The sequence below is a fragment of the Kitasatospora sp. GAS1066B genome (assembly GCF_041262605.1).
Classification (GTDB): Bacteria; Actinomycetota; Actinomycetes; order Streptomycetales; family Streptomycetaceae; genus Kitasatospora.
In genome coordinates this window covers 153936-170242 of record NZ_JBGCCO010000005.1, presented here as the reverse complement: position 1 = coordinate 170242, position 16307 = coordinate 153936, and the positions used below count along the sequence as shown (strand labels likewise).

At 73.1% G+C, this 16307-nt stretch carries 7 protein-coding genes; 2 read left to right on the top strand and 5 right to left on the bottom strand.

Annotated features, from left to right (window positions below; all coding sequences use genetic code 11):
* Positions 1-130: 130 nt before the first annotated feature.
* Together eccCa and ABH937_RS07305 are read left to right on the top strand one after the other, a co-directional pair.
* Positions 131-4120: a type VII secretion protein EccCa gene (gene eccCa, locus ABH937_RS07310; protein ID WP_370217605.1), complete on the top strand. Its 3990-nt coding sequence runs from the start codon at positions 131-133 to the stop codon at positions 4118-4120.
* An 88-nt stretch (positions 4121-4208) separates the two neighbouring features.
* Entirely contained in the window at positions 4209-6578 is a 2370-nt protein-coding gene (locus ABH937_RS07305; RefSeq protein WP_370217603.1) for a hypothetical protein, read from the top strand.
* 18 nt (positions 6579-6596) lie between these two features.
* Here the strand turns inward: ABH937_RS07305 and ABH937_RS07300 are convergent, their stop codons facing one another.
* The 5 genes from ABH937_RS07300 to ABH937_RS07280 form a co-directional block, all read right to left on the bottom strand.
* Complete coding sequence (locus ABH937_RS07300; protein ID WP_370217602.1) at positions 6597-7793, bottom strand: hypothetical protein; 1197 nt, start codon at positions 7791-7793, stop codon at positions 6597-6599.
* 258 nt (positions 7794-8051) lie between these two features.
* Positions 8052-8618 (bottom strand): hypothetical protein, encoded by a 567-nt coding sequence (locus ABH937_RS07295; RefSeq protein ID WP_370217601.1) that lies wholly within the window; start codon positions 8616-8618, stop codon positions 8052-8054.
* A gap of 33 nt (positions 8619-8651) precedes the next feature.
* A complete protein-coding gene (locus ABH937_RS07290) occupies positions 8652-11447 on the bottom strand; it encodes a hypothetical protein (RefSeq protein WP_370217599.1) in 2796 nt (931 codons plus the stop codon).
* 2 nt (positions 11448-11449) lie between these two features.
* Positions 11450-12793 carry a S8 family serine peptidase gene (locus tag ABH937_RS07285; protein ID WP_370217597.1) on the bottom strand — a complete coding sequence of 448 codons (1344 nt, stop codon included), beginning with the start codon at positions 12791-12793 and terminating at the stop codon, positions 11450-11452.
* 29 nt (positions 12794-12822) lie between these two features.
* A complete protein-coding gene (locus ABH937_RS07280) occupies positions 12823-16248 on the bottom strand; it encodes a right-handed parallel beta-helix repeat-containing protein (RefSeq protein WP_370217596.1) in 3426 nt (1141 codons plus the stop codon).
* Positions 16249-16307: the final 59 nt, after the last annotated feature.

Here is a 16307-nt window from a genome sequence, read left to right as displayed (position 1 = left end):
AACGGCTGCCGCGAGCCGAGCGGTTCAGCGGCCTCTCGGCGCGAATCGGAGCAACCCGGCCGAATGAACCGGACCGCGAACGCGAGCCGTGGACCGGGGAGACGGCCTTGGTCAAGTGGAGGAGCCTTCGTTGAGCGTTGTCCTGGTCAACCGCACCGCCAGGCGCCCCGGCCCGGAGATGCCGGACGGGGAGATCCAGCTGCAGGAGCCGCCGCCACTGCCCGAGGCGCAGAGCGCCATGTCCAACATGATGCAGATGCTGCCGATGGCGCTCGGCTCGCTCTCGATGCTCTTCATGTTCATCCGCCCGGGCGGCAGCGGCGGCGGCGCCATGTCGTACCTCGGCATGGGCATGATGGGCCTGTCCGCCGTGGGCATGCTGGTGGTCTCGCTGGTCCGGGGCTCCGGCGACCGCAAGCGCCAGCTGAAGGCCGAGCGCCGCGACTACCTCCGCTACCTCTCGCAGATGCGCAAGCAGGTCCGCAAGACCATCGCCAAGCAGCAGGAGGCGCAGGCCTGGCGGCACCCCGTCACAGCCGAACTGGCGGCCCTGGTGCGCACCACCCGGCTCTGGGAGCGGCGCACCCAGCACCCCGACTTCAGCGACGTGCGGATCGGCACCGGCCCGCAGCGGCTCGCGGCCAAGCTGGCGCCGCTCTCCACCAAGCCGGTCGAGGACCTGGAGCCGCTCACCGCGCACGCCCTGCGGCGCTTCATCCACGCCTACGGCACCGTCCCCGACCAGCCGATCGCCATCTACCTGCGCGGTTTCTCCCACCTCCTGGTCCAGAGCGAGAACGCCGAGGCCGCTGAGAGCGCAGCGGGCACCGAGGCGGCCCGGGCGATGGTCCGCGCCATGATCGCGCAGCTGTCCGTCTTCCACACCCCCGACGAGCTGCGGATCGCCGTGGTCGCCGACGGCGAGCAGCGCGAGCGGTGGGAGTGGAGCAAGTGGCTGCCGCACGCCCTGCACCCGACCGACACCGACGGCGCGGGCGCGGTGCGCCTGATGGCCAGCTCGATGATCGAGGTGGAACAGGTCCTCGGCGAGGAGTTCGGCGCCCGTCCGCCGTACGAGGCCGACGCGGTGCCCAACCGCGAGGAGCCGTTCACCGTGATCGTGCTGGACGGCGTGCCCGTCCCGGCGACCAGCCGGGCCGCCCTGACCGGCTACCGCAACGCCATCGTGATCGACCTCGCCGGCGTGCTGGAGTACAAGCACGCCAAGTACACGCTGCGGCTGAAGATCGAGGGCGAGACGCTCTCGATGGTGACCGCCGACCGCAACCGCAAGGACACGGACACCGAACTCGGCCGCCCCGACGGCATGTCGATCGCCGAGGCCGCCCGGCTGGCGGTGCTGATGGCGCCCTACCGGATCGGTGACTCGGCCGACACCAGCGAGCCGCTGGAGACCGACTTCGACCTCACCGCACTGCTCGGCATCAGCGACCTGTACGAGCACGACGTGGCCGCGCACTGGGCCAAGCGGACCCTGCAGACCAAGCTGCGGATCCCGATCGGCCTGGGCGCCGACGGCCAGCCGATCGACCTGGACATCAAGGAGTCCGCGCAGGGCGGCATGGGCCCACACGGCATGCTGATCGGCGCCACCGGCTCCGGCAAGTCCGAGCTGCTGCGCACGCTGGTGCTGGCGCTGGCCGTCACCCACTCCTCCGAGCTGCTCAACTTCGTCCTGGTCGACTTCAAGGGTGGTGCCACCTTCCTGGGCCTGGACGGTCTGCCGCACACCTCCGCCGTCATCACCAACCTGGCCGACGAGGCCCACCTGGTCGACCGGATGCGCGACTCGCTGCACGGCGAGATGGTCCGCCGCCAGGAGCTGCTGCGCTCCGCCGGCAACTACTCCTCGCTGCTCGAGTACGAGACCGCGCGGCTGAACGGCACCCCGCTCGACCCGATGCCCAGCCTCTTCGTGGTGGTCGACGAGTTCTCCGAACTGCTCGCCGCGCACCGCGACTTCATGGAGCTGTTCATCATGATCGGCCGCCTCGGCCGGTCGCTCGGCGTGCACCTGCTGCTCGCCTCGCAGCGGCTTGACGAGGGCCGGATGAACGCGCTGGAGTCGCACCTGTCGTACCGGATCGGTCTGCGCACCTTCTCCGCCATGGAGAGTCGCGGCGTGCTGGGCGTCCCGGACGCCTACCAGCTGCCCTCGCAGCCCGGCAACGGCTTCCTGCGCAGCGACATCTCCACCCTGACCCGCTTCAAGGCCGCCTACGTCTCCGGCACTTACAAGCTCAAGCGCCGGCCCGCCCGGCAGGCGGTGGTGGCCGGCCAGGTGGTCCGCTACGGCACCGACTACGTCGAGCCCCGGCACGTCGAGGTCGAGATCGAGGAGGAGACCCCGGCCTTCGAGGAGACCCGCTCGCTGCTGGAGATCGCGGCGGAGAAGCTCTACGACGCCGGTCCGCCCGCCTACCAGGTCTGGCTGCCGCCGCTGGACGTGCCGCCGACCCTGGACGAGCTGCTGCCGCCGCTGGCCCCGCACCCGCAGTACGGCCTGACCGTGGAGAGCCAGAGCGAACGCGGACGGCTGCGGGTGCCGGTCGGCGTCATCGACCGCCCGTTCCACCAGCTGCGCGACGTGATGTTCGCCGACCTGTCTGCGGCCGGCGGCCACGTCGGCATCGCCGGCGCCCCGCAGAGCGGCAAGAGCACCGTGCTGCGCACCCTGATCACCGCGCTGGCGCTCACCCACACCCCGGCCGAAGTGCAGTTCTACTGCCTGGACTTCGGTGGTGGCACGCTCTCCGGCCTGCGCGGCCTGCCGCACATGGGCGGGGTCACCGGACGGCACGACCCGGAGCGGGTGCTGCGCACCATCGCCGAGGTCAACAGCATCATCACCCGGCGCGAGCGCTCCTTCGCCGAGCAGGGCATCGACTCGATCACCGCGTTCCGCAAGCTCAAGGCGGCCGGCAAGCTGCCGGACGAGCCGAACGGCGACGTCTTCCTGGTGATCGACGGCTGGAACACCGTCCGCCAGGAGTTCCCCGACCTGGTCGCGGTCCTCGCGCTGATCTCGCAGCGCGGGCTCAACTACGGCGTGCACCTGATGATCGCCACCAGCCGCTGGGGCGAGCTCTCCGGCTCGCTGCGCGACCAGTTGCAGACCCGGTACGAGCTGCGCCTGGGTGACCCGGTGGACTCCCAGATCAACATGCGCGCGGCCCAGAAGGTGCCGAAGCTGCCGGGCCGTGGCCTGACGGACGATCAGATGCACTTCCTGATCGCGCTGCCCCGCACCGACGGCTCGGGCAGCACCGAGGACCTCGGCGAGGGCATCGCCGACCTGGTCGACGCGATCGCCGACCACTGGCAGGGCCCGCGCGCCCCGCAGGTCCGGATGCTCCCGATCAGCCTGGACGCCACCGAGCTGCCGGCGCCGCGCGGCCGCCTGCAGGTCGCGATCGGTCTGGAGGACCAGGAGGTCGAGCCGCAGTGGCACGACTTCGAGTCCGACCCGCACCTGATCGTGGTCGGCGACACCGAGTCCGGCAAGACCAACCTGATGAAGTTGATGGCGAAGTCCATCATGAAGGCCTACACCCCGGCCGAGGCCAGGATCATGCTGATCGACTTCCGACGCGAGCTGTACGACACCATCCCGGAGGCGTACCGCCTGGGCTACGCGGTCTCCGTGGACAGCGTCCGGGAGATCGTGGACGGCGCGGCCAAGGCCATGAAGAACCGCGTCCCCTCGGCCGACATCAGCCCGGCCCAGCTCAAGCTGCGCGACTGGTGGCAGGGTCCCGAACTGTTCATCCTGGTCGACGACTACGACCTGGTCAGCACCAGCAGCGGCGCCCATCCGTTCGCGCCGGTCCTGGACTACCTGGCACAGGGCACCGAGATCGGCCTGCACCTGATCGTCGCCCGCGGCGCCAACGGAGCCTCGCGCGGGCTCAGCGACCCGCTGCTGCGCAAGATCCAGGAGGTCAACTCGCCTGCGGTGCTGCTCTCCTGCCCGCCGTCCGAGGGCTTCCTGTTCGGCAACTTCAAGCCCCGCCAACTGCACCCCGGGCGCGGCTTCTACATCACCCGGCGGCGCACCGTCCAGGTGCAGACCGGCCTGCTGCCGGAGGACCAGGGCTGAACCCCCGGTGTCCACCGGCTCGTAGAACCGGGTGGGAGCCGGTACTGACAGAGCATCACCCGGCGATCAGCGACGGAGGCGGCAGACGATGAAGGCGACGACCATGCATCCGCAGGGAACCCCGCAGACCGGGGCGGCGCCCGGTCCTGCCGTCCCGCCCGCCGCCGCGACGCTGCGGCCGGTCGGCCCGCACCTGGTGATCGCACCGCCGGGAGCCGAGGACGACAGCCTCTGGGCCGCGCTGGGCGGGCTGCCCGCCGTGCCGGACGCGTTGATCCTGCTGGTGGCCACGGCGAACGCCGCGCCGGTGCTGCGCCAGCAGCTGCCCGAACTCGCCCGCACCGCCCGGGCCCGGGGGGCGAGCACCATCGTGCTCGCCGCCTCCGGCCTGGCCGCCGCCGCTGGGAGCGGGCGGCGCCCGGCCGAGCAGGTGGCCGGGATGGTCGGGCTGACGGTGATCGCGCCGGACGGCATGGTCTCCATCCAGCCGGACGGCACGCTGGAGGTCACCCCGGCCGGGCCGGGCGGCGCGGCATCCTGGTGGCGGTGCACGGCCACCGGGCCCGCCGAGCCGCTGGGGGCCAGCTGGCCGGCGCCGGTGTTCGAGGCGGAGCTGGTGGCTCCGGTGGCTCCGGTGGCCTTCGAAGCTCCTATCGCAGCGCCCTCCCCCCAGCCCGGCGGTCCGGCCGTGACGCCGCTCCAGTGCGGGTACTGGATCAGGTCGGCGGCGTTCGACGACGACGCCGTCCTCGGCCCGCGCCTCGACTCCCTCGCCGCCGACCCCGGCACCCTCGTCCTCGTCGTCGGCCACCCGGCCGCCCCGGTGGTCCCCGCGAGCGTCCTGGCGACCACCGTCCGAACCCACGCACCGGCCTCGGCCGGGCTGTTGCTGAGCGCACCGTGGGCCGACCCCGAGCAGCTGGTGGCGCTCGCCACCGAGCTGGCCTGGGAGCTGGACCGCGACGTCCGGGCCGCCGTCGGCCTCCCCGCGCTCACCGGCAGCGGCAACTCGACCGTGCTGCTCGGCCCGGACGGCTCCGCCACCTGGGAGCCCTACCTGACCGAGCTGACCGCCTCCCCGAGCCGGGGCCGGGTGGTGGCCACCTCCTGGCGCCACCGCCAGGACGGCTGGACGCCGTTGGCCCCCGCCCTCTTCGGCGTCCCCGCGCTGCCGGGCTGGCTGCTGGAGGCGATCCCCGCCGGGCTCTGGCTCCGCACGGACGGCCACCCGGCCGACCCGGCGACCCGCCTGCTGCCGCCCGACCCGAACCGGCCCGTGCTGGTCGTCGGCGAGCCCGACCGGCCGGTGGCCCAGGAGGTCTTCGAGCGGCTGGGCCAGCTGCTGGACGGACTGCCGCCGGGCAGCCCGGTGCGCCCTGGCCTGCTGGTCGACGCGTCGCTGAGCGCCGACCTGCGGGCGGTCGCACGCTTCGTGGCGCGGGTGCACCAGCTCGACTGGGTCGAGCGCCCGGCGGCCGTGCCCGCTCCCGCGCAGGCGAGCACCGAGCCCGCGCTCATCGCGGCACCGGCACAGCTGGCCACCATGGCGAGCGCGGCGCAGCCGGGGAGGCCGCTTGGCGTCATCGGCGCCCGCGAACCCGACCCCGTCCCCATCCCCGCCATCGAGCCCGAACCGGCCGAGGCGGTCACCGACTCCCTCTCGCTCTCGCTCTCGCCGCGCGCCTTCTGTTCTGATGGACCATCAGTTCAGGCCGGTGCCAGCACTCCTGAGGACCGCGAGCAGCTCAAGGCACTGCTCGGCCCGACCTTCGTCCGGCTGGCGAACAAGGCCGACCAGATCGCCACCCGGCTGCCCGGCCTGCGCTCCACCACCGTCGCCGACATCAAGGCCGACCTGGTGGCCGTGCTGCTGCACCACACCGACACCGGCGTCCCGGCCACCCGCACCGAGCTCATCGACGCGGCCCGCGGCGACCGGCCGAGCCACCTCTCGGCCTTCCTGACCTGCCTCGGCTCGGGCCTGCGCCGCCTGCCGAGCCACCACGGCGCCGTCCTGCTCGGCGCGATCGCCGGCGAACGCGAGCTCGAGCAGTACACACCGGGCTCCCTGCTGCTCGAACCGGCCCCGGTCGCCGCCCTGCCCGCCCACGACGTCGAGCTGGGCGCACCCGTCGAGTTCGCCGTCTGGTCCACCACCGGCCGCCGCACCGCACTCTTCGGCGCCCCAGGCGACGAGCCCGCCGTGGTCTTCCCACCCGGCACCCGCTTCAGCGTCCTGAGCGTGCTCCCCAGCACCGAGCCCGGCACCCCCAGCCGCGTCCTGCTCCGCGAGGTCAGCGCCACCACCGAGGACGACCGCGGCGCGAACCGCGAACGCGGCATCCAGGACCGCCTGCTGAGCTGGCTGGAACGCCGCGACCGCCTCTCCGCCCAGGAACGCCGCGCGATCGACCGCCCGGAGCGCTTCCACCTCACCCCGGGCGTGACGCTGAGCTGACCTGATTCGTTCCGGTGATCAGGCGGCGAGGAAGGCCGCCGCCCGCTCGTCCAGTTCCTGGGCCGGCCGGATGTTCCGGGCCCGGACCGACGCGAGACTGCGCCGCATCTCCACCACGGCCTTGCGGGTGCGGACCGACTGCACGCGCTCCATGCTGTCGAGCGCCCGGCCCCACGTCGCGCACGCCTGCTCGATGTGCCCTTGAGCGTGTTGCATCTTGGCCTGTACCACCAGGTCGAGGGCGAAGATCCGGGCGTAGGTGCTCGCCGACCGCCCAGCGGCGGCGGCCGCGTATTCTTCCGCTGCCCGCCGCTGGTCCCGCAACTTGTCGAACACCTTGGCCGTGTGGGAATGCACGGTGGCCTCGACCGGCCCCCACGACAGTGCCCAGAACGGCACCTCGTCCCCCTGATCGGCCATCAGGAAGTCCTGCGCCCGCTGGACGGCTTGAACCGCGCCCCTGCGGCGCCCGGCCCCCGCAAGGGCATGCGCCCGGGTCACCTCGAACAGCGCCTCGGTCCGGGTGTCCACCCGCCCGCGCACCTTGCGCATCGCGACCTCCGCGAGCGCCAGGCAGTGCTCCGGCCGGTTCAGCTTCATCCCCTGCTGCGACCTGGTCCGCATCACGAAAGCCTCGTGCCCGGTGACACCCGATTCCCGAGCCAGCGCGAGGGATTGGAGGTAGTACCGCTGGGCAAGCCCCTGCTCGCCCGCGTCGTACGCCTTCCAGCCCGCCAGATGCACACCGGACGCGGCAGCCGACAGCATCGCGGCTCGGTCGTCCTCCGTGCGGAACCGACCCCGGCACAGCGACGCCACATCACTCATGAGGTACTGCACCAGTGAACTGCGTCCGTGCTGGCCGCCGTGGCGCTCGTCCATCACCGTGAACATGTGGATCATGTCGCGCACGGCAACGACCTCGTGCTTGCCGGACACCGCCCCTCTGCGGGCCGCCTCGGTCCGCTGGGCGATCTCCTGGACCTGGCCGAGCGGAAGCAGGGCGCCGGCCACCGAGTAAGCCGAGGTCGAGAGAGAGCGACGGCGGTCCAAGTCAGCCCTCCAGATCCGCGAGAGGACGCCCACCGCGTCCGGCCCGATCGACAGGCCGATGTTGGTGTCATCCCCTTCCGCGGCTGAGCGTAGACCGAGGTCCGACGGGACGAGCATCCGGCCCAGCGCGTGGGCGGTGCTGGAGAGCCGGATCGACGGCACCGTGTGCGCCTGCCAGAGCGGCCCACGAGCCCTCTGGTCCACCCTGGAGGCTGTGGCCACGAAATGGCTGTCCAGCGGGCGCCCGGGGCTCGACCGCTACGGGCTCACCGTGACCTCATAAGCGAACAAGGTCTGACTGGATGAACTCGACAACACGATCGGCGTCTTCGGGTAGCGACCACTGCGATGGCCCCGAGTCCGGCTCGGGGCCATCGGCATTCGGCTCGACCATCAAGAGTGATGCGTCCAACGCACCGATCAGAGGAACGCGCTGTAGTCGTCCCCCGCCGTCGCGACCCGAGCCGGCGCCTCGCCCGCGCCCGCGCCCGCGCCCGCCCCACCGGAGGTGCTCACCCGCGTCGGCGCACCACCGGTGACGGGCATGCCGCCTGAGGTGGTCCTGCGCGCGGGCTGCGTGCTCGTGCGGGCGGACCAGGACGACTCGACCGACGCACGCGCGGTGGTCACGGCCTCCGCCTCCGGGGCCCGCCCACCGCGAACCGTCTTCTCGACCCGCAGAGTCAGGTTCCGGTCCCGTCGGTCGCCCGGGCGGTCCCGGTCCTTGCTGCGGATCAGCTGGCTCTCGACACCCCCCACCTCCTGCCAACGCGACTGCACAGCACGGATGTTGGCGAACCAGGTGCCGTCGATCCGATGCTCCAGTGCGAGGTCCCAGCTCTCGGCCTCGATCACCTCACTCGCCCCCTCCGTGCCGGGGATGATGATGGTGCGGCCGGTGCCCCGGATGGTCACCACGGCCCGCTGCGGCCACTCGGCTTCCACTCCGGTCACCGTGATCCGGCAGGGTCCTTGGTACCAGGCCATGATTCTCCATACCTCCTGCGTAGCTGGGCGCTCTCACCCCGGTGAACGGCTCGCGCGCACCCGCTGGTTCGAGGCGGGCAGCGGCAGGTAGCCGACCGGCGGCACGAGCGGGCGGACCTTCGGTGGCGGAGCAAGGGCGCCGGGTCCGGCCCGGACCAGGCGGACGGGCACGCCGAGGTAGCGCTCCAACCGCCGGGCGAAGTCCCGGATGGCCGCCGCGCTGCCTGCGGGTACGACGAGGTCCACCGGCCGCCCGGCCGCGCCGACCGCGAGCACCAGCAGCGCCAGACCCTCCGGCCGGACCCCCAGTTGCTCGGTCCAGTCCAGCCCGGGGACCAGGCCGAGGCTGATCCGCAGGTGTCCGGGCGGCACGGCGGCGAAGCGGCCCTCGTGCCGCCACAGGCCGGTCGTCTGCGGCGTTCTGAGCCAGAGCCCGATGACCTGGCCGAGCGGATCCACGGCGACCTCGGTCAGCGGCGCCAGCCGGTCGAGGTAGGCCGGCAGCGGTTCGTCCGGCTCGCGCAGGACGGCGGGTGAGACGAACTCGTCCAGCAGCCTGGCCGGGACCTCCGGCACGGGCAACTGCGAACCGATCCAACGGTGTTCGGGGCACGCTTCGCGGTCCAGCAACAGTTCCGCCTCGGGGGGCAGGTCGACCCGCTCGGCGGTGCCGTCGTCGCCCCGGCGCGCGTCGGTCACCGAGGCCACCGCCTGCCAGGGGCCGACGACCGTCGGCAGGACCCGGAGCAGCGCGGTCCACGCCGCGTCGGGATCGGGCAGGGCACGGATCACCGGGTCCACCGCGGCGAGGTAGAGGTCCCCCTCCCTGGCCAGCAACTGCCATTCCAGGAACGTGAGGCACCGGGCCAGCACCTCCGTCACCTCGTCGGCGGACGACTGTCGGGCCGCGGCCCCAGCCGCGTCCGCCGGCAGTGGCCGGCACCAGCTCCCCTCGCTGCCGTAGATCCGGGCGGGGTCGGTGGGCGGCAGGTCGTCCCCCTGGAGGCCGAGCAGGCGCAGGACGTCGTGGTGGATCCGGCCGGACCGGCAGGGGGCGATCTGCCGCAGGTCCTGGTCGTCGTGGCCGACGTAGGGCCTGGCCATCGCCTGGACGCCGCCGAAGACGTCCGCCTGGGTCCGGCTGTAGTTCAGCCGGGCGCACTCCGCCCAGAGCGCGATCGCGGGGTGGTGCGCCGGGGCGACCAGGATGTCGTTGCAGACGCCCTCGCCGGGCAGCGGGTTCATGGTGAACCCCAGGAGCGAGCCGGCTACCCGGTCGAAGAAGTCCGGCAGGCGCTCCTCGGGCTCGGACTCCGCGTCCGCGCCGACCAGGACGACGTCGCCGTCCGCGTACGCGCCGCCCAGCCGCTCGATGATGTCCACCCGCAGGTGGTCACTGGCCGAGGCGTAGCCCCGGGCCAACTGCTTGGACATCTCCAGGACGAACGGAGCGCGCAGCTTCATCGGAGCCTCGGCGTGGAACACCTCGAAGATGTTCACCAGGTGGATCCCGTTGCCGGTGGCCCAGTCGAGCAGCGACCGGACGGCCGCCAACGGGTCGTTGCGGCCGCGCCTCGGCACCGGTTCGGCGCGGGCCGGTACGACGGGGCCCGGTTCGACGGGGCCCGGTTCGGCGCGGGCCGCGTCGAACAGCTCGCGGGGCACGTCGGTCCAGAGCACGAAGTCCACCTGGCCGGCGTAACGGCGGGCGGCCCGTGCGTAGTTCTCCCGGAACACGGTGGTCCGGGGCATCGGCTTGCCCAGCCAGATGCCGTGCACGACCCGCGGTATCCGGGTCAGCTCGGGGAGTGGCGGCGCTCCCGAGTCCGCCGGCTGCCCCCAGCGCCGCAGCTCGGCGGTGCGGGCCGACTCGCTGACCGGTCCTGGATCCAAGTCCAGTGCGTCCGGGGTGAGTTCGGCGGCCGTCGGGGCGGGGCGGGTCATGCTCAGGCGCCGCAGCAGCGGGGCGAGGTGCTCGGGCGGCAGTGAGTCGAGGTCCAGCCCGGCCAGGAAGGGTGGCGGCGGGGGCAGTTCGCGCAGGCCGAACGGATCGGCGCCGAGCCAGGCCGCCTTCACGTCTTCGCACTCCGGCAGGTGCAGGGCGGGGTGGGTGAGCCCGCGCAGCCAGTCCAGCAGTTGGGGATCGGTCGGCACGGTCGGCCGATCGCCGACGGCCGGACCCCGCCGGACCCGGGCCAGCAGCCGCCCGGTCAGCTCCGCCGCACGTCGCTCCCGCCCCCGCCGGGCCGCCGCGAGCCGTCGGCGCGTTCCGGCCCGGGAGGCCACCTCATCGGCTGCTGGCTCAGCGAGTTGACGAACCATCAGCTCGACGGCTTGCTCCAGCTCCGCCCCGTGTTCGTCCAGCGCCGCCGCCCCACCCCGGGCCATCGCCGCGCTCCGCGCCCGACGCACCGCCACTTCGTCCAACACCCCGCCAGTGGCGAGGAGTTCGGCCACCCGCGCCGCGTGCTCCGGCCCGTTGAGCTCCTGCACGATCCGCCGCACCCGGGCCACCGCACCGGCCGCGGTCACGGCGCGCTCGGCGAGGTCGGCGGAGAGCCGCCCGGCCGGCAGCGCGTCGATCGCCTCCCGGGCGAGCTTCGCGGCGTGCTCCTGGGCCAGGCGCGCATCGCCCGTCGTCACCAGCCGGGTCATCGTCTCGGCCTCGGCAAGCAGCCGGGCCAGGTCCGCCTCGCCCAACGCCGCGCGCCCCAGCAGCCCCTCCAACTCCCCTGCGGCGCGCCGCCCGTACTCCTTTAGCCTGGGCAGCGCGTGCGCCAGGGCCACCGCCCGCGCGGCATCCACCGTCTGGTCAACAGACCCCGACACGGCTAGGCCTGCCCCGTCGGGCCCACGTACCGTCCCGGACGCCAGCCGCGTCGCCGCCCGCGCGGCAGGATGACGCCGACGGCCGCCACCACGACGACCACGGCGAACGCGATGCCACCGACCATCAGCGCCTGCCCTCGGCCGCTGACCACGCGGACCACCGCCGGCATGGTCATCGGCGTGCCGGGCGGCGCCGGTCGCGGCGAGGCGGCCGCGCCGGTCTCGCCGGGGACGAAGGCCGTCACCGCCGCGACCGGGTCCACCGTGCCGTAGCCGAACCGGGGGTCGGGCAGCATCGTGCCCGGATGGTAGGCCGTGGCCTCCAGGCGGTGCGCCAGCTGAATGGCCGTCAGATTCGGCCGGTAGCCGAGCGTCAACGCCGCCGAACCGGACACGAAGGCCGCCGCGAAGCTGGGCCCGGAGGCCGTGAAGTAGCCCGTCCCGGCGGGCCCGGTGCTCATCACCGAGTCGCCCGGCGCCATCAGGTCGACCCGGACACCGCTCTGCCCGCTCTGCCCGCTCTGCTCGCTCTGCCCGAGCGCACTCGAACTCCCCTGCGGGGCCGTCCCGCTGGGGCCCAGGTCGGAGACCGAGAGCACGCCCGGGTAGGCCGCCGGATAGGCCGCCGCCTGGTTGCCGCCGCCACCACTGTCCAGCGCGGCCGGGGCGACGACCAGCGCGCCCTTGCCCTGGGCGTACTGCACTGCGCCTGAGAGCGCGGGGCTGCCCACCTGGGCCGGCATCGCGATGTCGATCACCCGGGCACCACCGTCGGCCGCCGTGCGGATGCCGGCGGCGAGCGTGTCCGCGTTGGTGATGCCGGTCTGGTCGGTCACGCCCACCGCGAGCACCTGGGCCTGCGGGGCGATCCCGGCGAAGCCGACGCCCGGCCGCCGCTGGGCGGCGATCAGACCCGCCACGAAGGTGCCGTGGCCGACGCAGTCCTGCCCCGAGGTGGTCGTCCCGTACGCGCGCTGCCCGAGCGTGAGGCGTCCGGCGAGCACGCCCGCCGTGTCGTCCACCCCGGAGCCGACCACCGCGACGGTCACCCCGCTGCCCTGGGTCAGCGACCAGACCTCGTCGGCCCGCAGAAAGGTCTGCGCCCACGGGATCCGGGTGCTGCTCGCACCGGACCCGGTCTGGCAACCGTTCTGCTGGGTACCGCTGTTGGTCTGCGCCAGGCCCGGCAGCGTGCCGGCATCGGACGACGATCCGGTCGGCGAGGGCGAGGGCGAGGCCGACGGCGAGGGCGAGGCCGACGGCGACGGCGAGTCCGCGACGGCGGCGCCCGCCGGCAGCAGCAGCGCCCCCACCAGCACAGACCCCGACAGCAGTGCCCTGGACAAGGCCGCGACAGCGCCCGCCTGCCGCGCCCTCATCCCGCGACCCCCAGCCGGTCCGCCGGGAGGTCCCCGGGCAGCAACAGGCTGAGCTCCGCCAGGTCGTTGATCTCCAACTTGCTGAGCCGGCCCGCCTGACGGGTGATCATGCTCTCCAGGAGCTGGCGCGCCGAGCGCCCGTTGCCGAAGGTGCGGTCGCGCGGCATCGCCGCGAAGAGCCCACCGAGCGCGGCCACCGTCTCGCTCGCGAGGTTGTAGCCCGCGCCCTCGGCCATCTTCTCGACGATGGTGACCAGCTCGTCGTCGGTGTAGTGCTCGAAGGCGATCTGCCGGGAGAAGCGGGAGGCCAGACCGGGGTTGGAGCCGAGGAAGTGCTCCATCTCGTCCTGGTAGCCGGCCACGATCACCACGACCTCGTCGCGGTGATCCTCCATCAGCTTCATCAGCGTGTCCACGGCCTCCTGGCCGAAGTCGTTGCCGCTGCCGTTCCTCGGCGTGAGGGTGTACGCCTCGTCGATGAAGAGCACTCCGCCGCGCGCCCTGTCGAAGGCCTCCTTGGTCAACTGCGCGGTGTGGCCGACGTAGCGGCCGACCAGGTCGGAGCGGGCCGTCTCGATCAGCTGGCCGCCGGGCAGCACGCCCAACTCGGCCAGCAGCTTGCCGTAGAGGCGGGCCACGGTGGTCTTACCCGTACCGGGCGGCCCGGCGAAGACCAGGTGGTGGCTGATCGTCGCGGTCGCCAGGCCGGCCTCCTTGCGCCGGTTGACCTGCTTGATCAGGTTGACCAGGTCCTCGACCTGCTCCTTGGCGGCGGGCAGGCCGATCATCGCGCGCAGCTCGTCCAGCAGTTCGGTGCTCTTCGGCGCCTCGGCCTGCTCGGCGGGCCGGGCGATCGCGGCGGCCGCCTCCGCGCCGACGTCCTCGGGGACCAGCAGCGCCAGGTCCTCGTGGCCGATCTCGGGCAGCGTGGCCAGCCGGGAGGCCTGCCGGTCCACCATCTCCTCGAAGACCTTGCGGGCCGCGCGGCCGTTGCCGAAGTCGGGGCCCTTGGGCAGCTTGTCGAGGTGGAAGGCGAGCGCCTCGCGGGCGCCCTCGGCCAACTGGTAGCCGTGCCCGGTGGCCGCCCGCTCCACGATGGTGGTCAGCTCCGCCACCGAGTAGTTCTCGAACTCGATGGTGCGGCTGAAGCGGGAGGCCAGGCCCGGGTTGGAGTCGAGGAAGCCCTGCATCTCCGCCGAGTAGCCGGCCACGATCACCACGATGTCGTCACGGTGGTCCTCCATCAGCTTGACCAGGGTGTCGATGGCCTCCCGGCCGAAGTCGGGTCCTGAGCCGCCGCCGCCCTGCGAAAGGGTGTACGCCTCGTCCAGGAAGAGCACACCGCCGAGTGCCTGGGTGAAGACCTCGGTGGTCTTGATCGCCGTGCCGCCGATGATCGAGGCGACCAGGTCCGCCCGGGCGACCTCGACCAGGTGCCCGCTGCGCAGCACCCCCAGCTCCGCCAGGATCGCGCCGTAGAGCCGCGCCACCGTGGTCTTACCGGTGCCGGGCGGCCCGGCGAAGATCAGGTGACGTCCCATCGGCAGCGCCGGCATCCCGGCCAGCTCGCGCCGCCGGGCCACCTTGTTGAGGTTGACCAGCGTGTTGACCTGCTCCTTCACCCTGCCCAGGCCGACCAGCGCGTCCAGCACGGCCAGCGGGCCCTCCGGGTCGACCCGCTCGGTTCGCGCGGCCCGCGCGGCCCGCTCGCCGGACTCGGTGGGCTCGCCCTCGCCCTCGCGGAACTCGCCGAACTCGCCGTACTCGCCGTACTCGCCGAACTCGCCCCGCGCGCCCCGCTCGCCGCCGCTCTCGGCGGTGGCGGTGCTGTGCGCGTCGGGCATGCCGTTGTCCCGGCTGTGCACGGTCTCGATCGACAGCCGCGAGCTGGGCTTGCTCTGCCGCAGGCCCGAGCCCCGGTTGCCGGTGACCGTGCAGTCGATGATCCGCACCGGGTCGGTGGAGTCGATCCGGATGCCGTCCGCGCCGTTGTCCAGCGCCTCGCACTGGGTCAGGCTGGCGCGGGCGCCCTGGGCGAGCAGGATCCCGTGCCGGCGGTTGCCCCGGGCCCGGGTCCTGGTGAGGTTCGCCTCGCCGTTGTCCTCCACGACCAGCCCGTCCTCCCGGGAGTCGTTGAGGTCGCAGTCGCGCAGCGCGGCGATGCCGGTGCCGCCGACGCTGACGCCCGAGGTCCCGGCGTCCCGCACGGTGGTGTTGCCGATGTAGGTGTTGGCACCCTCGGCGACCCGGATCCCGGCCTTGCCGGTCGCGGACACCTCGGACGCCTCCAGCCGGCCCCGGCCGTCCTGGCGCACCTCCACCCCGTGACCACGGGTGTCGGAGACGCTCGCCCGGCGGATCAGCGGGTTGGCGCCCTCACGGATGCTGATGCCCTCCGCGCCGACGTCACGGACCTCCAGCCGGTCGAACTCCGCCGCGTTCTCGCCGACCAGCTCCACGCCGATCGCCCCGCAGTCCCGCACCGAGACCCGGTTCAGCGCCGGACTGGACGACTCGCCCACCCAGATCCCGGTCTGCTCAGCGCCGCTGACCTCGCAGTCCTCGAAGGTGCCCCGGGACTTGGCGGTGACGTGGATGCCGTGCCCCTTGGTCCGCACCGTCCGGCAGCGGCGCAGCACCGGGTCGGTGCCGGCCACCAGCGCGATGCCGTGCGCGGCGGTGGCGGTGACCGTGCAGTCCTCCAGCACCACCCGGGCGCCGGAGCTGATGTAGACGCCGAGCGTCACGTCCCGAACCTCGGTACGCAGCACCCGGGTCGAGCTCTGCTCCTCCAGCGCGATCGCCGGCTTGTCGGTCGCGGAGATCTCGCAGTCCTCGATGGTGCCCCGGGCCTCGCCGTTGGCGCACACACCGTTGCCGCGCGCGTCACGCATCACGACCCGGCGGACCACCGGGTTGGCGCGCTCACCGATCACCACCGCGGAGGTCGCCACGTGCTCGACCACGCAGTCCTCGATCACGCTGGTGCCGGTGGAGGTCTCGACGATCCCCGCCCCGGCCGGGTTGACGACCCGGCAGCCGCGCATCGCGAGCGAACCCTGCTGGCGGGTGAGCACGGCCGTCCACGAGTTGCCGATCACCTCGCAGTCCTGCAACGCGGCCTGACCGCGCGGGACATCGACGGCGGGCAGGTCGTCGTCCCGCCCCTGCAGCACCAGGCCGGTCAGCTGGACGGCATCCGCCACCACCTGCACCACCGGCCCGCTCGCGGGGCTGACCCGGACGCTGCCCCGGCCGTCCTCGGCGGTGATGGTCACCATCTTCGTGATGACCAGGCTCTCCTCGTACCGGCCGGGGCGCACTGAGATCACCGCGCCGCTGCGCGCCACCTTCAGAGCCTCGCCGATCGTGCGGTAGGAGCCGCTCTGCTCCGCACACACTGTCAGCACATGGCGCGACATGCCCTGGTGTTCCCTTCGTCCATGGTGGTTGGCGGTGACCGCCGGGTCCCGGCCGTTCC

What these genes read in the sequence shown, in the direction of transcription:
- ABH937_RS07305 (WP_370217603.1), top strand. Translation starts at nt 4,209, where the DNA reads ATGAAGGCGACGACCATGCATCCGCAGGGAACCCCGCAGACCGGGGCG.
- ABH937_RS07295 (WP_370217601.1), bottom strand. Translation starts at nt 8,618, where the DNA reads ATGGCCTGGTACCAAGGACCCTGCCGGATCACGGTGACCGGAGTGGAA.
- ABH937_RS07280 (WP_370217596.1), bottom strand. Translation starts at nt 16,248, where the DNA reads ATGTCGCGCCATGTGCTGACAGTGTGTGCGGAGCAGAGCGGCTCCTAC.